At 72.2% G+C, this 22,391-nt stretch carries 23 protein-coding genes; 12 read left to right on the forward strand and 11 right to left on the reverse strand.

Translation table 11 applies throughout. The features are described 5' to 3' along the window. The first annotated feature begins 138 nt into the window (after window positions 1–138). The 8 genes from ACFVYA_RS15875 to ACFVYA_RS15910 all read left to right on the forward strand — a co-directional run bounded on the left by ACFVYA_RS15875 (window position 139) and on the right by ACFVYA_RS15910 (window position 10,863). Entirely contained in the window at window positions 139–1,761 is a 1,623-nt protein-coding gene (locus tag ACFVYA_RS15875; RefSeq protein WP_387045583.1) for a thiamine pyrophosphate-binding protein, read from the forward strand. Further along, a complete protein-coding gene (locus ACFVYA_RS15880; protein WP_387045585.1) occupies window positions 1,758–3,779 on the forward strand; it encodes a hydantoinase/oxoprolinase family protein in 2,022 nt (673 codons plus the stop codon). Before ACFVYA_RS15875 ends, ACFVYA_RS15880 begins: the two co-directional genes overlap by 4 nt. Before the next feature lie 35 nt (window positions 3,780–3,814). After that, window positions 3,815–5,515, forward strand: a complete 1,701-nt coding sequence (locus ACFVYA_RS15885; protein ID WP_387045759.1) for a hydantoinase B/oxoprolinase family protein — start codon at window positions 3,815–3,817, stop codon at window positions 5,513–5,515. 2 nt (window positions 5,516–5,517) lie between these two features. Beyond that, the gene (locus ACFVYA_RS15890; protein WP_387045587.1) at window positions 5,518–6,303 is read left to right on the forward strand and encodes an SDR family NAD(P)-dependent oxidoreductase; all 786 of its coding nucleotides are present in this window, start codon (window positions 5,518–5,520) and stop codon (window positions 6,301–6,303) included. Between the two features lie 4 nt (window positions 6,304–6,307). Next, entirely contained in the window at window positions 6,308–7,015 is a 708-nt protein-coding gene (locus tag ACFVYA_RS15895) for a GntR family transcriptional regulator (RefSeq protein ID WP_285985975.1), read from the forward strand. A gap of 279 nt (window positions 7,016–7,294) precedes the next feature. Then, window positions 7,295–8,281 carry a DUF5937 family protein gene (locus ACFVYA_RS15900; protein ID WP_387045589.1) on the forward strand — a complete coding sequence of 329 codons (987 nt, stop codon included), beginning with the start codon at window positions 7,295–7,297 and terminating at the stop codon, window positions 8,279–8,281. 39 nt (window positions 8,282–8,320) lie between these two features. Next, entirely contained in the window at window positions 8,321–9,502 is a 1,182-nt protein-coding gene (locus ACFVYA_RS15905) for a CaiB/BaiF CoA transferase family protein (protein ID WP_387045592.1), read from the forward strand. A gap of 92 nt (window positions 9,503–9,594) precedes the next feature. Next, window positions 9,595–10,863 carry an aspartate aminotransferase family protein gene (locus ACFVYA_RS15910; RefSeq protein ID WP_387045594.1) on the forward strand — a complete coding sequence of 423 codons (1,269 nt, stop codon included), beginning with the start codon at window positions 9,595–9,597 and terminating at the stop codon, window positions 10,861–10,863. A 119-nt stretch (window positions 10,864–10,982) separates the two neighbouring features. Here the strand turns inward: ACFVYA_RS15910 and ACFVYA_RS15915 are convergent, their stop codons facing one another. From ACFVYA_RS15915 to ACFVYA_RS15945, 7 genes are all read right to left on the reverse strand, one after another. After that, the gene (locus ACFVYA_RS15915) at window positions 10,983–11,399 is read right to left on the reverse strand and encodes a VOC family protein (protein WP_353069598.1); all 417 of its coding nucleotides are present in this window, start codon (window positions 11,397–11,399) and stop codon (window positions 10,983–10,985) included. Then, window positions 11,399–11,596, reverse strand: coding sequence for a hypothetical protein (locus tag ACFVYA_RS15920; RefSeq protein WP_387045597.1), 198 nt, complete (start codon window positions 11,594–11,596; stop codon window positions 11,399–11,401). The genes ACFVYA_RS15915 and ACFVYA_RS15920 overlap by 1 nt, the downstream gene beginning before the upstream one ends. 132 nt (window positions 11,597–11,728) lie before the next feature. Then, window positions 11,729–12,232, reverse strand: coding sequence for a GNAT family N-acetyltransferase (locus ACFVYA_RS15925; RefSeq protein WP_285985970.1), 504 nt, complete (start codon window positions 12,230–12,232; stop codon window positions 11,729–11,731). Between the two features lie 31 nt (window positions 12,233–12,263). Further along, the gene (locus ACFVYA_RS15930; RefSeq protein ID WP_387045600.1) at window positions 12,264–13,049 is read right to left on the reverse strand and encodes an IclR family transcriptional regulator; all 786 of its coding nucleotides are present in this window, start codon (window positions 13,047–13,049) and stop codon (window positions 12,264–12,266) included. A gap of 131 nt (window positions 13,050–13,180) precedes the next feature. After that, window positions 13,181–13,765 (reverse strand): family 16 glycoside hydrolase, encoded by a 585-nt coding sequence (locus ACFVYA_RS15935; RefSeq protein ID WP_285985968.1) that lies wholly within the window; start codon window positions 13,763–13,765, stop codon window positions 13,181–13,183. 185 nt (window positions 13,766–13,950) lie between these two features. Beyond that, on the reverse strand, window positions 13,951–15,411 hold the full coding sequence (locus ACFVYA_RS15940; protein ID WP_387045761.1) for a PH domain-containing protein: 1,461 nt from the start codon (window positions 15,409–15,411) through the stop codon (window positions 13,951–13,953). A gap of 113 nt (window positions 15,412–15,524) precedes the next feature. Continuing rightward, a complete protein-coding gene (locus ACFVYA_RS15945) occupies window positions 15,525–16,034 on the reverse strand; it encodes a PH domain-containing protein (RefSeq protein ID WP_387045603.1) in 510 nt (169 codons plus the stop codon). Window positions 16,035–16,206: 172 nt separating this feature from the next. Here ACFVYA_RS15945 and ACFVYA_RS15950 point away from each other — a divergent pair, with 172 nt between their 5' ends. Beyond that, a complete protein-coding gene (locus tag ACFVYA_RS15950; protein WP_285985966.1) occupies window positions 16,207–17,124 on the forward strand; it encodes a proteasome assembly chaperone family protein in 918 nt (305 codons plus the stop codon). After that, a complete protein-coding gene (locus tag ACFVYA_RS15955; protein ID WP_387045606.1) occupies window positions 17,124–17,855 on the forward strand; it encodes a class I SAM-dependent methyltransferase in 732 nt (243 codons plus the stop codon). The genes ACFVYA_RS15950 and ACFVYA_RS15955 overlap by 1 nt, the downstream gene beginning before the upstream one ends. Window positions 17,856–17,993: 138 nt before the next feature. Here ACFVYA_RS15955 and ACFVYA_RS15960 read toward each other — a convergent pair whose 3' ends face one another. Next, window positions 17,994–18,416, reverse strand: coding sequence for a MarR family winged helix-turn-helix transcriptional regulator (locus ACFVYA_RS15960; RefSeq protein ID WP_387045608.1), 423 nt, complete (start codon window positions 18,414–18,416; stop codon window positions 17,994–17,996). Between the two features lie 64 nt (window positions 18,417–18,480). Here ACFVYA_RS15960 and ACFVYA_RS15965 point away from each other — a divergent pair, with 64 nt between their 5' ends. Then, window positions 18,481–18,888: a PaaI family thioesterase gene (locus ACFVYA_RS15965; RefSeq protein ID WP_387045611.1), complete on the forward strand. Its 408-nt coding sequence runs from the start codon at window positions 18,481–18,483 to the stop codon at window positions 18,886–18,888. Here ACFVYA_RS15965 and ACFVYA_RS15970 read toward each other — a convergent pair. Continuing rightward, a complete protein-coding gene (locus ACFVYA_RS15970) occupies window positions 18,885–19,865 on the reverse strand; it encodes an MCE family protein (RefSeq protein WP_387045614.1) in 981 nt (326 codons plus the stop codon). The two genes, ACFVYA_RS15965 and ACFVYA_RS15970, sit on opposite strands and share 4 nt — an antisense overlap. Window positions 19,866–19,869: 4 nt before the next feature. After that, the gene (locus ACFVYA_RS15975; RefSeq protein ID WP_387045617.1) at window positions 19,870–21,105 is read right to left on the reverse strand and encodes an FAD-dependent monooxygenase; all 1,236 of its coding nucleotides are present in this window, start codon (window positions 21,103–21,105) and stop codon (window positions 19,870–19,872) included. A gap of 116 nt (window positions 21,106–21,221) precedes the next feature. Between ACFVYA_RS15975 and ACFVYA_RS15980 the strand changes: the two genes are divergently transcribed. Continuing rightward, on the forward strand, window positions 21,222–21,881 hold the full coding sequence (locus tag ACFVYA_RS15980) for a TetR/AcrR family transcriptional regulator (protein ID WP_387045619.1): 660 nt from the start codon (window positions 21,222–21,224) through the stop codon (window positions 21,879–21,881). Here ACFVYA_RS15980 and ACFVYA_RS15985 read toward each other — a convergent pair. After that, entirely contained in the window at window positions 21,878–22,153 is a 276-nt protein-coding gene (locus ACFVYA_RS15985; RefSeq protein WP_387045622.1) for a YggT family protein, read from the reverse strand. The two genes, ACFVYA_RS15980 and ACFVYA_RS15985, sit on opposite strands and share 4 nt — an antisense overlap. Window positions 22,154–22,391: the final 238 nt, after the last annotated feature.

Genomic DNA, 22,391 nt, shown 5'->3' on the forward strand with positions numbered 1-22,391 from the left:
CGCCGCCATCTGGCACAACCGCGCCACCAGCCAACCCATCACCCGATCCCTGACCGCCTACGACCACTAACCGAGTTACGCATTACTCGTCTAGGGGTTGATTGCCAGATCGTTCAACGATCTGGCAGTATCCGGGCCGTGGCTGTGAGTGGTGCTCGGGAGCTGGTGGACGCGCTGGAAGCGCTCGGAACGGAGATCGTCTTCGGCCTTCCGGGGGTGCACAACCTGCCACTGTGGGAGGCGCTCGGTGAAACCCGCATCAAGCTCGTCGGCGTCCGCCACGAACAGACCGCCGGGTACGCCGCCGACGGCTACGCCCGCGCCACCGGCAAGCTCGGCGTCGCGCTGGTCACCACCGGCCCGGGCGCGGCGAACACCCTCGGCGCGGTCGGCGAGGCCATGGCGTCCGCGGCCCCGGTGCTGGTCATCGCCACCGACATCCCCTCGACGCTGCGGCGGCCCGGCGTCGTCCGCGGCGTGCTCCACGAGACGTCCGACCAGCAGGCGATGTTCGCGCCGGTCACCAAGGGCGGGTTCACCGTGCGGGCCGCCGACCAGATCGGCACCACCGTCCACCGCGCCGCCCGGCTCGCGCAGCTGCCGCAGAGCGGCCCGGTCTACCTCGGCGTGCCCACCGACTACCTGCGCGAACAGGTGCCGCACCGCCGCCCGCCCGCGCCGCACCGCAAGCCCGACGTCGACGTCCCCGACCTCGCGCGGGCCGAGGCGATGCTGTCCGACGCGCGCCACCCGCTGATCTGGGCCGGCGGCGGCGCCCTGCGGTCGGGCGCGGGCGACGCGATCGGCGCGCTCGCCGAGAAGCTCGCGGCACCGGTGATCACCACGTTCGCCGCCCGCGGGCTGCTCCCGCTCGATCACCCGTGCCTGGCGCCGAACCCGGTGCACACGCCGGAGGTCGGCGAGCTGTGGGACGAAGCCGACGTCGTGCTCGCCATCGGCACCGACTTCGACGGCCTGATGACGCAGAACTGGCGGATGCCCAAGCCACCCGCGCTGATCGCGGTCAACGTCGACGCCGACGACGCCGCCAAGAACTACCAGCCCGACCTGACGCTCGTCGGGGACGCGCGCTCGATCGTCGAGCGGCTGCTGCCGAAGCAGCGGGCCGGGCTCGACGACATCACGCTGCGGCTGGCCGGGATCGGCCGCCGCGTGCGCCAGCGGATCCGCGACGAGGAACCGCAGGCCTACGACTTCCTGTCCACTTTGGACGAGGTGCTGCCGACGGACGCGGTGCTCGTCTCGGACATGTGCGTCGCCGGGTACTGGGTCGGCGGCTTCCACCGGGTGCGGGCGCCGCGCAAGCTCGCCTACCCGATGGGCTGGGGCACCCTCGGCTACGGCTTCCCGGCGTCGCTCGGCGCCGCCGCGGCCGGCACCGGGCGCGCCATCTGCATCACCGGTGACGGCGGTTTCCTCTACGGCTGCGGCGACCTGGCGACGCTCGCGCAGGAGCAGCTACCGGTCACGGTCGTCCTGGTCGACGACGGCGGGTACGGAATGCTTCGCTACGACCAGGACCGCGAAGGCCTGCCGCACCGCGGGGTCGACTGGGACAGCCCGGACTTCGTCGGCCTCGCCCGCTCCTTCGGGGTGCACGCCGACCGCGTCTCCGGCTTCGGGCGCGCGTTCCGGCGGCTGCTCGGCGAGTTCGTCGAGTCGGACGAGCCGAACGTGCTGGTCGTGAAGGCCAAGCTGAAGCCGCCGCTCAACACCTCGCCGCGGTGGTACCGGACATGAGGATCGGCGTCGACATCGGTGGCACGTTCACCGATCTCTGCGCGGTGGACGCGACCGGGATCGTCGCCGTCGGCAAGGTCCTGACCACGCACGACGAGCCGGCCCGGGCGGTCGAGGATGGCCTGGCCGCGCTGCTGCCGGACCTCGGCGTCGTCGAGCAGGTGGTGCACGGGACGACGCTGGTCACCAACGCCCTGATCGAACGCACGGGCTCGCGCACCGCGCTGCTGGCCACCGCCGGCTTCCGCGACGTCCTCGAGATGCGCCGCGAGCACCGGTACGAGCTCTACGACCTGCACCTGGAACTGCCCGCGCCGCTCGTGCCGCGGCACCTGCGGTTCGACGTCCCGGAGCGGATCCTCGCCGACGGATCCGTCCACACCGGACTCGACGAGGAGTACGTCGCCCGGCTCGGCCGGGAACTGGCGGACCGCGGGATCGAGGCCGTCGCGGTCTGCTTCCTGCACGCCTTCACCAATCCCGCGCACGAGCGCCGGGTGGGCGAGATCCTCGCCGAGGTCGCGCCATCGCTGCGGGTGGCACTGTCCTCCGAAGTCGTCCCCGAGATCCGCGAGTTCGAGCGGGCGTCGACGACGGTCGCCAACGTCTACGTCCAGGACCTCACCGAGCGGTACCTGCGCGATCTCGAACAGCGCCTGCGCCGGCTGGGGATCGGCCGCGCGCCGCACATCATGCTGTCCAACGGCGGGCTGGCCACGGTGGACACCGCGGCCCGGTACCCGATCCGCATCCTCGAGTCCGGCCCGGCCGGCGGTGCGCTGGCCGCCGCGGCAGTCGGGCCGGACGACCTGCTGGCTTTCGACATGGGTGGCACCACCGCCAAGTTGTGCCTGGTCGCCGGGGGCGCGCCCCTGGTGACGCACCAGTTCGAAGTGGACCGCAAGTACCGGCTGCTGCCCGGGTCCGGGCTGCCGGTGCGGGTGCCGGTCACGGACATGATCGAGATCGGCGTCGGCGGCGGCTCGATCGCCCGGATCGACGCGCTGGGCCTGCTCACCGTCGGCCCCGATTCGGCGGGGTCCGAGCCCGGCCCGGCCTGCTACGGCCGCGGCGGCGCCGAGCCCACGGTCACCGACGCCGACCTCGTGCTCGGCTACCTCGACCCGGGCTACTTCCTCGGCGGCGGCATGCGCCTGGACGCCGGGGCCGCGCGAGCGGTGCTCCGCGAAAAGATCGCCGATCCGCTCGGGGTGAGCGTCGAAGAGGCCGCCTGGGGCATCCACACGAGCGTCAACGAAGACATGGCCAACGCCGCGCGGGTGCACGCCGTCGAGCGTGGCCATGATCCGGCGAAGCTGCCGATGTACACCTTCGGCGGGGCGGGCCCGGTGCACGGAGTCGGCGTCGCGCGAGCGCTCGGGGCGCCCTCGGTCGTCGCGCCGCCCGCCGCCGGGGTGCTGAGCGCGGCCGGGTTCCTCACCGCGCCGCTGGCGTTCGACTTCGTGCGGTCGGCTCGCGCGGCCGTCCACGACCTGGCGTGGGAGCAGGTCGACGCGCTGTTCGCCGAGATGGAAGCCGAGGGCGCGGCGCTGCTGGCGAAGTCCGGGGTGGACGACGTGACGCACCACCGCGTCGCCGAGATGCGCTACGCCGGGCAGGGCTACGAGATCCGCGTCCCGGTCCGCGGCGGCAGCTGGCCCGACGCGCTGATCGACGAGTTCACCACCACCTACCGCAACCTGTACCAGCGCACCGGACCCGAGGTCGGCGTCGAGGTGCTGAACTGGCGGGTGGTCTCGAGCGGTCCCGCGCCGGAGGTCACCTTGCGGCTGAAGACGCAGGCGACCGGGGGTGACGCGCGCAAGGGCACCCGCAAGGCGTACTTTCCGGCGGCAGGGGGATTTGTCGACACGGCGGTGTTCGACCGGTACCTGCTGACCCCGGCAACCCGCGTCGACGGACCGGCCATCGTGGAGGAACGCGAGTCCACTGTGGTCGTCCCGCCCGGTGCGCACTGCGTTGTCCGGGGTGACGGCGCGGTGGAGGTGACGGCGTGAGTCCCGCCGACGCACTTACTCCCGCGGAGGCGGCGATGGGCACCGACCCCATCGTCGCCGGGCTGTTCGGCAACCGCCTGCACTCGATCCTCGCCGAGCAGCAGAACGCGCTGGTCAGCACGGCCTTCTCCGCGGTCGTGCGGGAGTCGCTCGACCTGGCGTGCGCGGTGTTCGACTCGCGCGGCGAGATGATCGGCCAGTCCGTCGGCGGCACGCCGGGGCACATCAACGCGATGGCGACCGGCATGCACCACTTCGTCGCGGCGTACCCGCCGGAGACCCTCGAACCGGGCGATGTGCTGCTCACCAACGATCCGTGGCAGACGGCGGGCCAGATCAACGACATCACGGTGGCGACCCCGGTGTTCCGGAGTGGCCGGCTGGTCGCGTGGTTCGCCTCGTGCTGCCACGCCCCGGACATCGGCGGGCGGCTGGTGTCCGCCGAAGCCCACGAGGTCTTCGAGGAAGGCCTGCGCCTGCCGATCCTGAAGTTCCTGCGCGCGGGTGAGGTCAACGCCGACCTCGAGCGGCTGATCCGGGCGAACGTCCGGACCCCGGAGGAGACCATCGGCGACCTGTACGCGCAGGTCACCGGCAACGAGGTCGGCGCGGCGAGCCTCCTGCGGCTGCTGGACGAACTCGGCCTCGACAGCCTGGACGAAGTCGCCGCCGAGATCATGGACCGCTCGGAACGGGCGCTGCGCGACGCGCTGCGGGCACTGCCTGACGGCACGTACACCAACGAGATCGTCACCGACGGCTTCGACGACGAAGAGATCGCCCTGCGCGTCACGGCCACTGTGGACGGTGACGAGATCCACCTCGACTTCGCCGGTTCGTCGCCGCAGAGCCGCCGCGGGATCAACGTCGTCCTGAACTACACGCGGGCGTACGCGTCGTTCGCGGTCAAGGCGGCGATCTCGCCGGAGGTGCCGCACAACGCCGGCTCGTTCCGGCCGGTGCACGTCACCGCGCCCGAGGGGTCGGTGCTGAACTGCCTGCCGCCGGCGCCGGTCGCGTCCCGGCACCTGATCGGGCACTTCCTGCCGTCGCTGCTGATCGGTGCGCTGCCCGGCACGGCGATCGCGCCGAGCGCGGACGCGCTGTGGATGACCATCTGGCGCGGGCCAGGGTTCATGCTGAACGTCTTCCAGACCGGCGGTATGGGCGCGCGCCGGGACAAGGACGGCCTGTCCACCACGGGGTTCCCGAGCGGCCTGCGGTCGACGCCGACCGAGGTGATCGAGACCATGGCGCCGATGGTCCAGTACGCGCGGGAGCTGCGCGCGGACTCCGGTGGCGCCGGCCGGTGGCGCGGCGGCCTCGGACAGGTGACCACGATGGGCGCACTCGGCGTGACTTCCTGGAGCGTCAACGGCAATGTCGACCGGGTACGGGCCGCGGCGTCCGGGGTGGCCGGTGGGAGACCGGGCGCTCCCGGTCGGTTCGGCCTGCGTGGCGGGGCGGACCTGCCCGCGAAGAGCCGCGTGCCGCTGGCTCCCGGGTCCGTTGTGGACGTCACGCTGCCGGGTGGGGGTGGGTACGGGCCGCCGTCCGAGCGGCCGGCGGCGGCGGTGCTCGCCGACGTCGTCGAGGGGTACGTCTCGGTGGCGGCGGCGCGCGAGGTGTACCGCGTCGAAGTGCGCTACCTCGGGGACCCGGACGCGCTCGTCCGGCTGCCCGGGGACTACGCGGTGGACGAAGAGCAGACAGCACGACTGAGAGCGGGGCAGTGAACATGGGTCGGTTGGCCGGCAAGGTTGCGGTGGTCTTCGGCGGCGCGCGGGGCATCGGCCTCGCCACGGTGAAGGAGTTCCTCGCCGAGGGCGCGACGGTCTTCGCTTCCGACATCCGCGAGCCCGCGGAAGCGCTCGACGGCTACCGCCACTCCATAGTGGACGCCACCGACGAGGCCGCCGTGACGGCGTTCGTCGACGGGGTGATCGCCGAGGCCGGCCGCATCGACGTGCTGTTCAACAACGTCGGCATCCACCTCGGGAAGTCCCTGGTGGACACCACGCTGGCCGAGTTCGACCACATCTTCGCGCTCAACGTGCGGGCCGCCTTCCTCGGCACCCGCGCCGTGCTGCCGCACATGATCGAACAGCAGGCCGGCAGCATCGTCACGACGTCGTCGAACGGCGGCGTGATGGGCCGCCCCGGCGACCCGGTGTACAACGCCACCAAGCACGCGCTGGTCGGGCTGACGAAGTCGATCGCCGTCGCGCACGCGCACCAGGGCATCCGGGCCAACACGGTGAACCCCGGCGCGATCGACACCGACATGCTGCGCAGCACCCTCGCCTCACCGGAAGACTTCGAGGCCAAGCAGCACCAGCTGGTCGCGAGCACGCCCGCGGCACGGGTCGGCGAGGCGTGGGAGGTCGCGAAGGCCGTGGTGTTCCTGGCGAGCGACGAGTCCCGGTTCGTCAACGGCGTCGTGCTGCCGATCGACGGCGCGAAGGCCGCGGGGGCGATGCCGGGCAACCGGTACAGCCTGGACTTCGAACTCGGCGTCAGGTAGTGCCGTGACCGTCGATGCCTCGGGACTGGAGAGCGCGCGGCACCTGCTCGAGCGCAGCGGCACGGCCGAACGGGTCGCCGCGATCCTGCGCCAGTACATCACCGACGGCGTCTTCGCCCCCGGTGAACGGCTGTCCGAGCCGGTGATCAGCTCGGCGCTCGGCGTCTCGCGCAACACCCTGCGCGAATCGTTCCAGCTGCTCGCCCACGAGCGGCTGGCGGTGCACGAGCTGAACCGCGGCGTGTTCGTGCGCGAGCTGACGACGGAGGACATCGAAGACCTCTACGTCGTGCGCCGGGCGACCGAATGCGGTGCCCTGCGGCGCGCGGCCGAGCTGTCCACAGTGGATCTTTCGGTGGTCGAGCGCGCGCTCCGGGACGGCCGGACGGCGGCGGCGGCCGAGGACTGGCCGTCGGTCGGCACCGCCAGCATCCACTTCCACCAGGCCCTCGCCGACCTGGCCGGCAGCGAGCGCCTGTCCGCGACGATGCGCCAGGTGCTCGCCGAGACGCGGTTGTTCTTCGTGCTCAACGAGAACACGCGCGAGTTCTACGAGCCGTTCCTGGACTGCCACGAGAAGATCCTGCGCGACCTGCGCCGCGGCCGGTTCGACGCCGCCGAGGCCGCGCTGGACCGCTACCTGCGTGACGCCGAAGTGCTGCTGCTCGAGCTCAGTGCACCCGAGACCGGGAACACCACGCTGAACGAGTAGGGCCGGTGGACCGTGACGAGGTGGTACCGCCCGTCGGCGCCGGCCACCCAGCGGTGCCAGGCGATCGTGCGGAGGACGGAACACGTGCGGTAGCCGACGGCAGGCGCGGCGGCCGGCCCGGCCGTGGCGGCCGGTGCCGAGGCGAGCAGCACGGCGGTCACGGCGGCGACGATCCCCGCACGTCGGAAGCACACCACCCCACTCAACCCGGGGGCAACCCCTGACCGGAAAGGATTCGAGCCGGTTCAAATCCACCGTTCCGGCTGCTACCGTCGGTGAGTGTTCAAGCTGCGGGTCGATGCCGAGACGGTGGCCAGGACACGGTTTTCCCCGTCGCTGGCGGCGGAGTCCCTCGCCTGGCTGAAGCTCGCCGCCGACGCGGGGCGGCACCCGGTGTTCGGTGATCCCGGCCCGCTCGCCCGCGCGGCGCTTTCCCACCCGGACGTCGCCCTGCTCCTGGACCTGCTGCCGCGCCCCGGCGAGGTCTACACCCCCGACCTGCTCACCCCGCAGCCCGGCACGGCGACCCGGCACCGGGAGCTGCTCGACGAGCAGATCGCGCGGATCGAGGCGACCACGCAGGACGAGGTGGAGGCCCAGGTGCTGGCCCACACGCAGGTCCACTGGACCAGGCCGGTGCCGGTCGCGGCCCGGCGGAGCGTGGAGTCGGGGACGCTGCCGCGGCGCCTGGCCAACGGCCTCGCCCGGTTCTGGCGGGACGCGCTGGCCGAGGACTGGGCCGGCCTGCACGCGGTCCTCGACCGGGACATCACCCACCGCGCGCAGGCCATCACCCGGCACGGTGTCGGCGGGGTGCTCGGCAGCCTGCGCCCCACCATCGGCTGGGCCGGTGACGCCATCACGGTCGTGAAGCCGTTCGACGGCGAGGCCGACGTCTCCGGCCGGGAGCTGGTCCTGGCGCCGGGCGTGCTCAGCTGGCCCGGCACCAGCATCCAGATCGACGTCCCCGGCCAGGTCGTCCTCTGCTACCCGGCCCACGGGGTCGGCACCGGCGCCGACCACCGGCCGGGCCGGATCGCGCCGGTCGTCGGCGCGGCCCGGGCGGCGCTGCTGGCCGACCTCGAACCCGCGCGGTCGACCGCCGAGCTCGCCACCCGGACCGGGTACAGCCCGGGCACCGTCTCCTACCACCTGAGCGCGTTGCACCGGGCGGGCCTGGTCAGCAAGGTCCGGGACGGGCGGTACGTGCTCTACCGGCGGACCGCCCAGGCCGCCGCCCTCCTCGAAGGTGACGTGGCCGGGTAGAAAAGGGGTTCGGACGCCGAGCGTGACGAGGAGCCGTCGATGCCCCCTGCTGTTCGCCCGCTGGACGGGATCAAGGTCGTCGACCTCTCCCGCATCCTCGCCGGGCCGTACTGCACCCAGTACCTCGGCGAGATGGGCGCGGACGTGGTGAAGGTCGAGCCGCCGGGCCACGGCGACGACACCCGGGGCTGGGGGCCGCCGTTCGTCGGCGACGAGGCCGTCTACTACCTGGCGGCGAACCGGAACAAGCGCGGGATCGTGCTCGACCTCAAGAGCGACCGCGGCCGCGAAGCCCTCCGGCGGCTGGTCGCGGACGCCGACGTCCTGGTCGAGAACTTCCGCCCGGGGACGCTCGAGAAGTGGGGCGTCGGGTACGACGAGCTGTCCGCGCTCAACCCCCGGCTGATCCACGTGTCGATCACCGGGTTCGGGCAGACCGGGCCGTACCGGGACCGCGCGGGGTACGACCTGGTGGCGCAGGCCCTCGGCGGCGTGATGTCGCTGACCGGCGAGCCGGACGGCGCGCCGGCGAAGGTCGGGCTGCCGGTGGCCGACCTGAACGCGGGGACGTGGGCGATCATCGGCGTGCTGATGGCGTTGCAGGCCCGGCACACGACCGGTCGCGGCCAGTACCTCGACGTGTCCCTTTTGGACAGTCAGCTGGCCTGGCACGTGTATGCGGCGGGCGCGCACTTCTACGACACGCCGCGGCCGCGCCGGATGGGCTCGGCGCACCCGAACATCGTCCCGTACCAGGGTTACCACGTCGCCGACGGCTGGCTGATCATCGCGGTCGGCAGCGAAAAGCTGTGGCACGCGTTCTGCGGGGTGCTCGGCCTGGACATCGCCTCCGATCCGCGGTTCTCCTCGAACGCTCTGCGCGCCGCGCACCGCGACGAGCTGAACGCGCTGCTGGAACCGGTGCTCCTGACCCGCCCGGCGGCGGAGTGGATGAAGGCGTTCGACGTGGCGGGCATCCCGGCGGCCCCGATCAACGAGATCGACGACGTCTACGCGGACCCGTGGGCGGCGGCGCGCGAGCAGGTGGTCCGGCTGCCGCACCCGACGGTGGGGACGTACGTGGGCACGGGCTTCCCGGTGAAGGCGTCGGACACCCCGGCCCGGCCCACCTCCGCCCCGCCGACCCTGGGGCAGCACACCGCGGAAGTGCTGGCCGAGCTGGGGTACTCGCCGGAAGAGATCGCCGGGTTCCTGGACTGACCGGCCACTTTTCGAGGGCGAACTGTGCACGATGGAGTGTTCGCGCTCGCCGCTCCTGCCTGGTAGGGATGGGGCAGGACTGAGGAGGACCGATGTCAGCACAGCACGCCCTGTGGCACCCGTTCGCCGACATGGGCGCGGTCGACGGTGACCGGATGGTCATCACCCGAGGCGAGGGCTCGTACGTCTGGGACGACGCGGGCCGCAGGTACTTCGACGCGACGGCGTCGCTCTGGTACGCGAACTTCGGCCACGGCCGCCCGGAGATCACCGAAGCCGTCTCCCGCCAGCTGGGGGAGCTCGACTCGTGGAACCTGTTCGGCTACAACGCGAACCGGCCGGCGATCGAGCTGGCGGACCGCGTCGCCGCGCTGGCGCCGGAGCCGGGATCGAAGGTGTTCTTCGGCTCGGGCGGCGGCGACGTCATCGACACGGCGGTGAAGCTCGCGCGGGCGTACTTCGCCCAGACCGGGCGTCCGGAGAAGGTGCACGTGATCGGCCGTGCCCAGGGGTACCACGGAACGCACGGGTTCGGCACGGCGGTGGGCGGAATCCCGGCCAACGCGGCAGGCGTCGGCCCGCAGCCACCGGAGTTTTCCCACGTCCCGTACGACGACGCGGCGGCGCTGGAGGCGGAGATCCAGCGGGTCGGTGCGGCTCGCGTGGCGGCGTTCTTCTGCGAACCGGTGATCGGAGCGGGCGGAGTGCTGCTCCCGCCGGAGGGCTACCTCGAGGAGGTGGCGGCGATCTGCCGCCGGCACGAGGTGCTGTTCGTCGCGGACTGCGTGATCGCGGCCTGGGGCCGGCTCGGCACGTGGTTCGGGATCGATCGCTGGCCGGTGCGGCCGGACCTGATCACGACGGCCAAGGGCATCACGGGCGGAACCATCCCGCTGGGCGCGTTGGTGGTGGCCCCGAGGGTGGCCGAGCCGTTCTTCACGGGTGAGCCGGGAGCCCCGATCTTCCGCCACGGCCCCACGTACGCGGGCCACCCGGTGGCCTGCGCGGCCGGGTTGGCGACGTTGGACATCTACGAGCGCGAGGGGCTGATCCCCCGCGGCCGCGAGCTGGAGAAACCCCTGGCGGACGCGGTATCGGGCGTCAGCGGGCACGCACTGGTGGCGGAGGTCCGGGCCGGACTGGGTTTCCTGGCGGCGGTGGAGCTGACGGCGGAGGTGCTGGAAGCCGACCCGGGAGCCCCGGTGAAGCTGCAGCGAGCCTGCCGCGACGAGGGCGTGATCGTGCGGAACCTGGGCCGGGGCGTGGCGGTGTCGCCGCCGTTGGTGGCGGCCGAGCCGGAGCTGGACCTGCTGTCGGCGGCCCTGCCGAAGGCGCTGGACCGCCTGGCGGCACAGGTGTGAGAGAGGTGCGTGGCGCTTTCCTGTCCTCCGACGGCAGGAAAGCGCCACGCACCGAGCCGGCGGCGTCCCCCAGGCCGCCGCCGGCCCAGCCTCATCCCGGCCCCCGGCGAGCGCTCACCTCAGGAAACGCAGAACTCGTTCCCCTCCGGGTCCGCCATCGTCACCCAGCTGTGCGGCCCCTGCCGCCCCCGCCACAGGAACTCCGCGCCACGCGCCTTCAGCTTCTCCAGGGTCGCCTCGACGTTCTCCGCGCCCACCCACACGTCCACGTGGACCCGGTTCTTCACCGTCTTCGCCTCCGGAACCTCCTGGAACAGGATCCGCCGCGGTGGTCCCTCCGGTGGCGAGTCCGGGTGCCGGATCCCCGCTCCCGCTCTCCACACCAGCGAACCGCGGTAAGTCCGGGTTTCCTCTTCCTTGGCGTACCCCTTCGCGATCATCTCGCGGATGAAGTCTTCGTCCGTCGGTTCCACGGACCAGCCGAGGGTCTCGGCCCACCAGTCGGCGAGCACGTGCGGGTCGGCCGAATCCACCACTACCTGGAAGTCATGCGCCATACCGGCACATTAACGACCGAGTCCGACATTCTCCGGAGCATCGGGTCCTCGGGCACGACCGTGAAGCGCCACTTGTCCACGCCGCCGCCCATGATTTCGGCGTACCGGCGGGCACCGTCGGCGTTGGCGAACCGCACCTGCTGGCCGTTCGTCAGGTGGGTGATCTTGACCGCCACGACTACCTCCCGAGTTTGTGGGCCGGCCCGCGGAGCTTCCCCCTCCGGGACCGGCAGGCACAGTAGAACACATGTTCGACCGGCCGCGCCACTCTCTCCCCCAAGTAGGGGAGCGACAGGAGAAACCGCAGGTCAGAGCGGTCTGATCAGCGCGACACGCGGCCATGCGTCCAGGCCGCGGGCGGCTTCGGCACGGCGGATCGAGCGCAGTCCGGCGCCGATTTCCGCGGCCGGAATCACCCGGAACCGCAGCCGCTCGTAGTACGGCGCGTTCCACGGCACGGTTTCGAACGTCGTCAGCGTCAGCGCCGTCAGCCCCCGCGAGCGAGCCCACTCGGCGAGCGTCTCGATCAGCGCGCCGCCCAGCCCGCGCCGCGCGTGCGACGGCCGGACCGAGACCTGCTCGATGTGCGCGCACCCGTCGACGACCGCGGCGACCAGGTAGGCCACCGGCCGGTCGCCGGCGTCGACGCTCACCCACGCGCGCCCGTCGGACTGGTACACCGCCAGCTCGGCCACCGAGCCGGGGTCGTCGTCGGCGATCGCCGCCATGCCGACTTCGCGGAAGAGCTCGCCGGCCTCCCGCTCGATGTCGATGAGGGCAGGCAGGTCGTCGGGGCGCGCGAGCCGGATCACCCGGGCAGTTCTACGCGCCCGCGCGGAATTCTCACAGCGAATAAGACGCGATCGCCCGCTGGATCCGGATCGCGTACTCCTGCAGGGCGGTGATCGCCGTGTGCCGGGTCTCCTCGGTGATCCGGGCGGCCGGCCCGGCCATGCTCAGCACGGTGGGCCGCCTGCCGATCGTCGGCACCGGCACCGAACAGGCCCAGACGCCTTCGTCGAGCTCACCGGAGCTGACCGCGTACCGGTTTTCCAGTGCCCGCTTGAGTTCGTCGCGCACGGCGGTGCCGCGCTGCTCGACGATCGACGCCCACCGCCGGTCCCGCTCGATCTCCGGCAGCAGCGCGAGCAGCATCTTCCCGGACGCGCCGACCCCGAGCGGCAGCGAATGCCCCGGCTCGAACGTGAACCGCATGGCGCGGTCGCACTCGACGCGGTCCGCGCACACGGCGGAGTCGCCGAACTGCTGGAACAGCATCACCGTCTCGCCGAGCTCCCGCGCGGCTTCCTCCATGGCCGGCCGCGCCAAGCGCACCATGTCGTTCGCCAGCTGCGCGGCCCGCGCCAGCGGCATCACCTGGCTGGTCAGGTGGTAGTGCCCGGCCCGGCCCTCCTCGAGCAGCTGGAGTTCCTTGAGTAGGGCCACGTACCGGTAGGTCGTCGCCACCGGGGTACCGATCGTCGCGGCCAGTTCGGCGACGCTCGCCTCGCACCGGCGCTCCGAAAAGGCCAGCAGCAGCTGCAGGACCTTGCGGGAACTGCTGGCACCGGGGGTGCGTCGGGGGGAAGTGGTGGCGGAAGCGTCGACGGTACTGACGGCAGGCGTCATCGTAACCTCTCGGTGAGACAAAAACGACCTTCGCTATCACACGGGGTGAATAAATTAGCACGTAGTGTGAAACAAAAGCCAGGATTCCCGGCGGCAACCCGGGAAAAGGGGCTGCCGCCGGTGCACCCGGGTCACATCGTGAGGAACTCGCCCGGTTTCGTCACCACGGGTGACTCGACGTAGAGCCCGCGGTACTCGTCCTGAATGCCGGAGTTGTGCACCTGCAGCGCCAGCGGGCCGACGCGCCCGGCGGTCTTGTCGGTGAACCGCAGCACTTCGACGCCCTTGCAGGTGACGGCGGAGGCGGTGAGCGGGCAGCATGCCATCCGCGCCACGCCGGTGGCGGCGTCGCCGATCAGCTCGCACTGCGCCCATTTCTTGATGTCGATGGTCGTGTGCGGCAGCTGCTGGAACAGTTTCCCGCCGCCGTCGTTGTGCCCCGGCCGGTAGTCCCAGTGCCCGCCGTTCGGCGGCTGGAACTGGATGGCGCTCAGCGCGTCGCGGATCGGCTCGGTGGTGCCCCAGATCAGCACGGTCGGTTTGTGGTTGCCCTTGACCTGCCGGACATTGAATATCCACCGAAACGTGCCGACCTGCTGTTTGTTGTAGTACAACCAGCCGCGCGCGGTGCCATTGCCGTGGATGACGCCGTTTTTCGCCGACCAGAGACCCGTTTTCGACGATGTCCAAGCGCTCAGGCCGGTGCCGTCGAACATCGAGACCAAATTCGGGTCGCCATACGGGTTGTCGGCCGCCGCGGCCGGCGCCGGGACCGAAGCCGCGACGATCCCCGCGGCCACCACGCCGAGAAACTTCCGGAACATCCTGCCGTCCTCTCGTCGAACGCTGATCGAGGGTTCGGACGGCGGATTTTCACGTTAGGAGCCGCGCGGGTGGACCGTCAACCGCGGTCCCGGTCACCGGTGAGGAACGGCGTCAGCAGGCCCGGGAGGGCGCGGTCGGCCAGCGCCAGCCCGTCCGCCTCACCGACGTCGAGCACCTGGTACTTGCCCTTGCCCGCAGCGACCGGCGCGATCAGCGTGACCAGGCCGGCCCGGCGCTGGAAGTACGAGCGCTCGACGACGATCCCGGTCAGCCCGTCGCAGCGGACCGCCGCCGTGCCGCGGTCCAGCGAACCCGACCGCGTCACCAGGTAGCGGCCGGTGAGCGCGTGGCCGAGGCCGCGGTAGCGGTCCCAGCCGACGAGCGCGGCGAACGGCACCAGCGCCAGCGCGACCTGCCACGGCCAGTCCGGCAGCGCGCCGAGCCACGCCAGGCCGTAGAGCGCCGCGGCGAGCAGCAGCACGCCGAGCACCGCCCGCGAAAGCCGCCGGTACAACGCCCGGCGCGGGTGCCGCACCAGCGGCGTCGCGACCGGGTCCTCGCCCAGCACCTCGGCGACGACCTCGTGCGCACGCACCAGCGGCGCCGGCGGCAGCAGCAGGCCGCCGCCCTTGTCCGCGCTCTTGCCTTCCCGCAGGCCGGCGGCGATGGCGACGCAGCGGGCGCCGCCGGCCAGCCGCAGCGGCAGCGGCTCACGGATTTCGGCGCCGCGCAGGCGGTCCTCCTCGATCGACACCGACCGCGTGGTGATCAGCCCGCGCCGGACGTGCAGCGTGCCGGCGGGCTCGCGGGTGAGCCGGAAGTTCCAGAACGACAGCACGTACCCGCCGATCGACAGCAGCGAGACGAGCACCAGCAGCCCGGCGGCGGCGAGCACCAGGCTCAGCCACACCGGGGTGTCGGCGAAGTGCCCGACGACGGCCTGCACCAGGGAGAACTGGATCGGGTCGAAGTGCAGTTCGTGCGCGAAGTGGTACACGGTGCCGACGGCCGCGCCGACCACCGCGAGCCCGGACAGCGTGAACGGCGCGTACCGCAGCCACCGCTTGTCGACCGCGGCGATCAGCTGCTCCGGCGGCGCGGCGGCGGCCTTCTCGGAGACGGCCTCGGCTTTGCGGTGCAGCAGGAGCGTCCGCAGCCGCTGGGCCTCGGCGGTGGTGACGGCGTCGAGGACGAGTTCGTCCTTGTGCCTGCTCCCGTTCGAGTGCCGCCCGGTGCCGATCCGCGCGGCGGCCAGCGAGAACAGCCGGTGCTTCGGCTCGGAGGTGACGTCGACCGTGCGGATCCGGTCGCGCGGGATGGCCCGCTGCTTGCGCAGCAGCAGCCCCGTGTGCCACTCGACCTGCGACTCGGTGATCCGGTAGCGCGAGGTCAGCACGTGCGAGACGCCGGTGAACACGGTGATCGCGGTGACGGCGAGACCGACCCACTGCCACGATTCGCCGTGGCCGAACAGCAGCGCGCCCAGCAGCACCGGCAGCGACTTCACGACGTCCAGCACGGGCCGGATGAGCAGCATGCGCCGGTCGAGGTGGTGCCACGGCGCGTCCTGCGTGCCCTCGGCGGGCGGCAGCACGACGGGCTCGGCTGTGCTTTCTGCCGCCTCCGCGGGAGAGAGTGCGTCGGCGGGGCTCACGTCGCGTCCCCTCGCACGGCCTGGGTCGTCTTCGTCAGCTCGTCGGCCAGCGCGAGCGCGCGGTCGTGCGCCAGGCCTGCGATGCGCAGCGGGCCCGCCGCGGACGCCGTCGTCACGGTGATCTTCGCCAGCCCGAACAGCTGCTCGAACGGGTCGCGCTCGATGTCGACGGTCTGGATCCGCGAGACCGGCGCGATCCGCCACTCCTGCTTCAGCCAGCCGGACTGCGTGTAGACGGCCGCGTCGGTGACCTCCCAGCGGTGCACGCGGTAGCGCCACTGGGGCATCACGATCAGGTGCAGCGGGCCGAGGACGCAAGAGAGCACCAGGGTCACCGTCAGGAACGCCGGTGCGTCGTCGCTGGTCACGACGATGAGCGTCTGCACTCCGATCAGGATGATCCACAGGATCGAGGCGGTCACCGTCCAGTAGCCGATGGCCCGGCGGCTGACCCGGTGCGCCGGCGGCCGCAGCCCGGGCGCCGTGTTCGTCGTGTGTTCGCTCACCGCTCAAGCGTGCCCGATCGGGGCCTTGCGTGCCCACGACACTTGTCACGATGGCGATCCGAACCGGCGTCGATCGCATGGCGTTACGATCGGCGACACCGTCGGCGGAATGGAATCCCTCGCGGGGTGTGTTGTGCTTGACGGACAGATGTATGGAGAGCAGGAGGATCCGGTGGGACTCGATCCCGACGACCTGTACGAGGTGGACTCGGACGTCCCCGACCTGACCGGGGCGGTGCTGCTGCACCACTTCGAAGGGTTCATGGACGCCGGCTCGGCGGGCCGTCTGCTGGCCGAGCACCTGCTGGGCGGCGAACACCGGGTGATCGCCCGCTTCGACGTCGACCGGCTCATCGACTACCGCTCGCGGCGGCCGACGATGACCTTCGCCGTCGACCACTGGGAGGACTACGACGCGCCCGAGCTGGTGGTGCACCTGCTGCACGACACCGACGGCGCGCCGTTCCTGCTGCTGTCCGGCCCGGAGCCGGACCACGACTGGGAGCGGTTCAGCGCGGCGGTCCGGAACCTCGTCGAGCGCTGGGGCGTCCGGCTGACCGCCGGGTTCCACGGCATCCCGATGGGCGCGCCGCACACCCGCCCGCTCGGCGTCACCGCGCACGCCACCCGCAAGGACCTGGTCGGTGACAACCAGCCGCTGCCGAACCGGCTGCAGGTGCCGGGCAGCCTCGCCGCGCTGCTGGAGTACCGGCTCGGCGAGTGGGGCCACGACGCCATGGGCTTCGCCGCGCACGTGCCGCACTACCTCGCCCAGTCGACGTACCCGGCGGCGTCGCTGATCGTCCTCGACGCGCTGAGCCGGGCGACCGGGCTGAGCCTGCCCGAGGGCGAGCTGCGCGCGGCCGCGGACCTGGCCGACGCCGAGATCAACCGGCAGGTCGCGGAGTCCGACGAGATCGCCGACGTCGTCCGTGCCCTGGAGCGGCAGTACGACACGTTCGTCGAGGCGTCCGACCGCGGCAGCCTGCTGGCGGAGTCGGTCGAGCACATGCCGACGGCGGAGGAGCTCGGCTCGCAGTTCGAGCGGTTCCTGGCCGAGCAGAACGGCAGCGACGGACCCGAGCGCTGATGGCGCGCTACGACGAGATCGGCGTCGGCTACGCGCGGGGCCGGCGGACCGATCCGCGCTGGCTCACGCCGGTGCTTTCCGCGCTGGGTTCGGCGGCTTCGGTGCTGGACGTCGGCTCGGGGACGGGATCGTACGAGCCACCTTCGCGGCACGTCGTCGCGGTCGAGCCGTCGGCGGAGATGATCCGGCAACGTCGTCCCGAGGCCGCGCCCGTGGTGCGGGCGGTCGCGGAGGCGCTGCCGTTCGGGTCTTCGGCGTTCGACGCCGCGCTGGCGGTGCTGACCGTGCACCACTGGCCCGACTGGCGTCGCGGGCTGGCGGAGCTGCGCCGGGTCTCGCGCCGCCAGGTGGTCCTGGCGTACGACACGGCGCTGCACAGCGACTTCTGGTTCGTGCGGGAGTACGTGCCGGAGGTCGCCGCACTGGAAGCGTCGAGGCCGTCGGCGCCGGAGATCGCGGAGGTCCTGGGCGCGGTTTCGGTGACCGAGCTGCCGGTGCCGTGGGACTTCACCGACGGCGTCTTCCCGGCGTACTGGCGGCGCCCGGAGGCCTACCTCGACCCGGCGGTGCGCCGATCGTGCTCGGCGCTCGCGCAGACGGCACCGGCCGCGGTGGACCGCGGGATCGCCCGGCTGCGGGCGGACCTGGCGTCCGGCCGCTGGCGGGACGAGCACGCGGACCTGCTGGGCCTCCCCGAGTGGGACGCGGGGTTCCGGCTCATCGTGGCCTAGTGCCGGGTGAAGGTGGCAGCGGTCGTCAGCCGCCGCGGGCCATGGCGATCTCGTCAGGCGTGCCGAATCGCTTGAGCGCCGCGAACTCGAGCATCTTGCCCGAGCCGGAGACCTCGAGGATCACCCGGCACCGGCGGCTCACCACTCCCGGCTCGCCAGCCGGCCGACGGCTTCGGCGGTCTGCCGGAAGCCCTCCTCGCCCAGGACGGCGCGCAGCCGGGTGTTGAAGTCCTCGATCTCCGGGGCGACCCGGGCCAGGGCTTCCTTGCCGGCGGGCGTCAGTTCCAGGACCACCGCGCGGTGCTCGCGCGGGTGGGCGCGCCTGCCGAGCAGGCCGGCGTCGGCGAGCCGGGCGACCATCGCCGTCACCGCCGATTCGCGCTGGCCGAGCCGGGCGGCGAGGTCTCGCTGGGTCAGACCGCCTTCGCGGACGGCGAAGAGCGCGCCGAGCTGGGCCGTGGTGATGCCGGCCGCCGCCAGGCAACGGCGGTCGGCGGCCACGCGCAGCCGGTGGGCGGCCTGCTGGAGCAGGAAGAACAGGCGCTGATCGGGTTCGGGCACGCGCCGATCTTGACAGGCGGGGGCCCGCCGCGCCATTCTCGCTTCACTAGTGAAGTGAGGATGCATGCTCGATTTGGCAGCAGCCCGTGCGGGCCTGGCGAGCCAGCCGTTCAGCCGGCTGCTCGGCGCCCGGCTGACCGAGTTCTGCGAGGGTGCGGCCACGCTCGAGCTGGACATTCGCGAAGAACTCGAGCAGCAGAACGGCTATCTCCACGGCGGCGTGCTGGCCTACGCCGCCGACAACGCGCTCACCTTCGCCGCGGGCACCGTCCTCGGGCCCGCGCTGCTCACCGCCGGCTTCACGATCGACTACCTCCGCCCGGCGGTGGGGGTGACGTTGCGGGCCCGCGCCGTCGTGGTGCGGGCGGGGCGCTCCGGAGCCACCTGCCGATGTGATCTGTACACAGTGGACAGCTCCGGTGCGGCCACGCTCTGCGCCGCCGCCCAGGGGAGTGCGCGCCGGAAACCCTAGCCGTGGCAACCTTCTTCGTTCAGCGGCCCGAACGACGGCAGCACCAGCCCGCACAGGTAGCCGTCGATCCACCGGCCGCTCCCGGCGAGGTTGGTTCCCAGGCGGACGAACGGCGCGAAACCCCGGATCCCGGCGGCCAGGGCGTCCTGGTTGCGCTGCAGCATCGACGTCAGCTGGTCGAGCTGGGCGAGCAGCGGGCCGACCGGTGACTCCCCGATCAGCCCGGACAGCTCCGTTGCCAGCCTCCGCGAGCCGTCGAGCAGGGTGCTGATCGCCGCCTCGCGGTTGCTCACCTCCGCGAGCAGCTGGTTCCCGTCGTCGAGGAGCCGGCGCACCGCCGCGTCGCGGTCGACGAGCGTCTGCGAAACCACGCGCGTGTTGCCCAGGAGCGTGGCCAGCCGGCTGTCGCGTGAGGCGAGGGAGTCCGACAGCCGCGAGAGCCCGGTGAGTGCCGCGCGGACGCTCTGCGGCGTGTTCGCCAGCGTCGCCGTCAGCGTGTCGAAGCTCTTCGCCAGCCGTGCCGTGTCGATGCGGTCCACTGTGGACGAAAGTGCGCCGAACGCCGCGAGGATGTCGTAAGGCACCGTGGTGCGGGACCGCGGGATGGGCCGCTCCGGGTCGAGCGTGCCTTCGCCCTGCGGGTCGAGGGCGAGGTACTTCTGGCCCAGTACGGTCTTCAGCCGGATCGCCGCGCTCGTCGCGTCACCCAGCCAGGCCCCCTTGAGCTGGAACGAAACCAGCACGTGGTCGCCGCGCAGCCGGACGTCCGACACCCGCCCGACCTCGACGCCGGCGACGCGGACGTCGTTGCCCTCGCTCAGTCCGGCCGCTTCGGTGAACTCGGCCGAGTACGTCGTCCCGTCGCCCAGCACCGGCAGGGAACGCGCGTTCAGCGCCGTGACCACTCCCAGAGCCAGCACGGTCAGGCCGGCGAGCGCCGTCCTGACCGGAGCATCGGCCGCCCGAGGTATTGACATGGCGTCAAGAGTGACCCACCTCACGCCCGGGCGCCAGCCGGGTCGCCCGATGAGAGGAATCCAGCGCCGGGTATTCACGGTATTCCAGCGCGTTGGCCGCCCGGTCCGTCATCTTCAGGAAAATGCTGCCGAACAGCCGGGTGCTCAGCATCCGGTAGGCGCGGTTGCGGCCGCGGATCTTCGCGGCCGTGCGCGGCGCGAGGAAGTTGCCGGAGCCCTTGCCGTTCTTCTGCCCGACCGTGGCCGGCTTGCGCAGCCGCTGCTCGTACCTCGCGAACGCCGTCACGTGGTCGCCGCCGGCCGCCGCGAGCTCCCCGGCCAGCACCTGGGCGCCCATCATCGCGAGCCCGGTGCCGGACCCGCCCGGCCCGGCGCACCAGGCGGCGTCGCCCAGGAGCACGACCCGGCCCTTCGACCAGCGGTCGAGGTGGATCTGGCTGATCGAGTCGACGTACAGGTCGTCGGCCGCGGGCAGCGCTTCGAGCAGCTTCGGCGTCTCCCAGCCGGTGTCCGCGAACAACTGCGCGATCAGCCTGCTCTGTTCGACGGCGGTACGGCGGTGGAACTCGACGCCGTCGGCCGCGAAGACCAGGTTGACGTGCAGCCGGTCCGGCAGGCGGTGGCTGCCCACGCTCAGGCCGCGGCCGGGCTCGTTGTACATGATGCTGGTGTGGTCGAGCCCGAGGTGGTTGGGCGCGGTGAACCCGGCGATGCCGAAGCCGAGGTCGCTCCGGAAGCCCGGCTCCGGCCCGAAGGCCGCGGCCCGCACCCCGGAGTGCACGCCGTCGGCTCCGACGACCAGGTCGAACTTGCGCGGTGCGCCGCGGTGGAAGGTGACTTCGACGCCGTCCGCGGTCTCGGTGAGGCTCGTGACGCGGTCGCCGAAGACGTATTCGGTGTGGGCCGCGGTGTGCTCGTACAGGATTCGCGCGAGGTCGCCGCGCAGGATCTCGACCTCGCCGCTCCACGCGGCGCCGGGCGCGGTCAGCACGGGACGGCCGTCGAGACCGAGCACGGTCTGGTCGCCCATCGCCGTCTCGTACCGGCGGATCTCGTCGAGGACCCCCATCGCGGCCAGCAGTTTCACCTGTTCACCGCGGAAGTCGACGGCCTGGCCGCCGGGGCGCAGCGCGGGCGCGGACTCGACGACGGTCACGCGGTAGCCGCCGCGGTGCAGCCAGTGGGCTGCGGACGGGCCGGCGATGCCTGCCCCGGAAACGAGCACAGTCCTGGTGGTCATCGGAGGGTTCCTCTCGGGTCGGTGGGGTGCCGACGCCGAGATTGCGGGCGGCCGCTGACGGTCCTCGCACCGTCCGCTGACGGCTCGGCCAGTGCCGCGCGGTTGCAGTCGCTAACATGATCCGGGTGGACCGAGCCGCCGAAGGCCGGATCCAGGAGGACGGCGAAGGAGTCGTCGAGGCACGCATCCTGGATGCCGCTGCTCACCTGATCGCCGAAGAGGGCTTCGGCAGGCTGAAGATCGGCGGCGTCTGCGCCCGCTCCGGCTACGCCCGGTCGGTCGTCTTCCAGCACTTCGGCGACAAGGACGGGCTCGGGCAACGGCTGGTCGAGCACGCCGTCGAGGAGTTCACCGACGCCTACAGCGAGGCTGTCGCGGCCCGCACCGGGTCGGCGAACGCGACGCCGATGGACATGCTGCGCGCGCTGCTGGACATCATCTTCGAGCTGATCCGCACGATGCCGACGCTCAACCACGCGTTCCTGGCCCTGTGGGGCGACGCGGCGGCGGAGTCCTCGGCCCTGCGCGGCGCGCTGACGGAGGCCGACCGCCGGTTCCGGTTCGCCATCGCGCAGACCGTGGCCAGCGGGGTCGCGGACGGGTCCATCACCGGTGTCCGCGACCCCGACTCCTACGCTTCGGCGATGCTGGCCCAGTTGCGCGGGATCTCGATGCAGGCCCTGATCGACCCCGACGGCGTCGACCTGCGAGGGCTTCGCGCCGAGCTCGAGCGTGGCGTCGACCGCTTGTCCGCGAACTTCCGCGGCACGCTTTAAAGGGCGTACACGATTCCCCGCAGCACGATCACGCCGATGAACACCAGCGTGAAGGCCAGATCGAGCGAGAGCCCGCCGACCCGCACCGGCCGCACGACCCGCCGCACCGGCCCGATCACCGGTTCGGTCGCGGCGTAGGCCAGGCCCCGGGCGCGCCGCGCCCACGGCGGGGTGCTCGCCACCACCGCGACCCAGTCCAGCACCATCCGCGCGACCAGCACGAGCAGGTACAGGCTCAGCGCGAACCCGAGCAGTGTCCCCAATGCACCCATGATCCCTCCGTTTCCACTACCCGGAGAACGGGCGGGCGGCGCGGGGAGTGCCAGGTCTGTCCGGTTCACAGCTTTTCAACAGGTTCGAGCGCGCACAGCCCGCGCGCCGAGGCGGCGGACAGGGGCGTGGGGGGGGGGGGGCCGGGGGGGCCCCCCCCCCCCCCCGGGCGCCCCCCGGGGGCACCAGCCCGGGCGCGGGGGGGGGGGAGCCAAACAGACTGAGCGCGGGCGACGCGCC

Source organism: Amycolatopsis sp. NPDC058278 (assembly GCF_042881395.1).
Taxonomy (GTDB): domain Bacteria; phylum Actinomycetota; class Actinomycetes; order Mycobacteriales; family Pseudonocardiaceae; genus Amycolatopsis.

What these genes read in the sequence shown, in the direction of transcription:
- ACFVYA_RS15975 (WP_387045617.1), bottom strand. Translation starts at nt 21,105, where the DNA reads ATGACCACCAGGACTGTGCTCGTTTCCGGGGCAGGCATCGCCGGCCCG.
- ACFVYA_RS15910 (WP_387045594.1), top strand. Translation starts at nt 9,595, where the DNA reads ATGTCAGCACAGCACGCCCTGTGGCACCCGTTCGCCGACATGGGCGCG.
- ACFVYA_RS15885 (WP_387045759.1), top strand. Translation starts at nt 3,815, where the DNA reads ATGGGCACCGACCCCATCGTCGCCGGGCTGTTCGGCAACCGCCTGCAC.
- ACFVYA_RS15980 (WP_387045619.1), top strand. Translation starts at nt 21,222, where the DNA reads ATGATCCGGGTGGACCGAGCCGCCGAAGGCCGGATCCAGGAGGACGGC.
- ACFVYA_RS15930 (WP_387045600.1), bottom strand. Translation starts at nt 13,049, where the DNA reads ATGACGCCTGCCGTCAGTACCGTCGACGCTTCCGCCACCACTTCCCCC.
- ACFVYA_RS15880 (WP_387045585.1), top strand. Translation starts at nt 1,758, where the DNA reads ATGAGGATCGGCGTCGACATCGGTGGCACGTTCACCGATCTCTGCGCG.
- ACFVYA_RS15970 (WP_387045614.1), bottom strand. Translation starts at nt 19,865, where the DNA reads ATGTCAATACCTCGGGCGGCCGATGCTCCGGTCAGGACGGCGCTCGCC.
- ACFVYA_RS15955 (WP_387045606.1), top strand. Translation starts at nt 17,124, where the DNA reads ATGGCGCGCTACGACGAGATCGGCGTCGGCTACGCGCGGGGCCGGCGG.
- ACFVYA_RS15905 (WP_387045592.1), top strand. Translation starts at nt 8,321, where the DNA reads ATGCCCCCTGCTGTTCGCCCGCTGGACGGGATCAAGGTCGTCGACCTC.
- ACFVYA_RS15965 (WP_387045611.1), top strand. Translation starts at nt 18,481, where the DNA reads ATGCTCGATTTGGCAGCAGCCCGTGCGGGCCTGGCGAGCCAGCCGTTC.
- ACFVYA_RS15985 (WP_387045622.1), bottom strand. Translation starts at nt 22,153, where the DNA reads ATGGGTGCATTGGGGACACTGCTCGGGTTCGCGCTGAGCCTGTACCTG.
- ACFVYA_RS15935 (WP_285985968.1), bottom strand. Translation starts at nt 13,765, where the DNA reads ATGTTCGACGGCACCGGCCTGAGCGCTTGGACATCGTCGAAAACGGGT.
- ACFVYA_RS15890 (WP_387045587.1), top strand. Translation starts at nt 5,518, where the DNA reads ATGGGTCGGTTGGCCGGCAAGGTTGCGGTGGTCTTCGGCGGCGCGCGG.
- ACFVYA_RS15940 (WP_387045761.1), bottom strand. Translation starts at nt 15,411, where the DNA reads ATGCTGCTCATCCGGCCCGTGCTGGACGTCGTGAAGTCGCTGCCGGTG.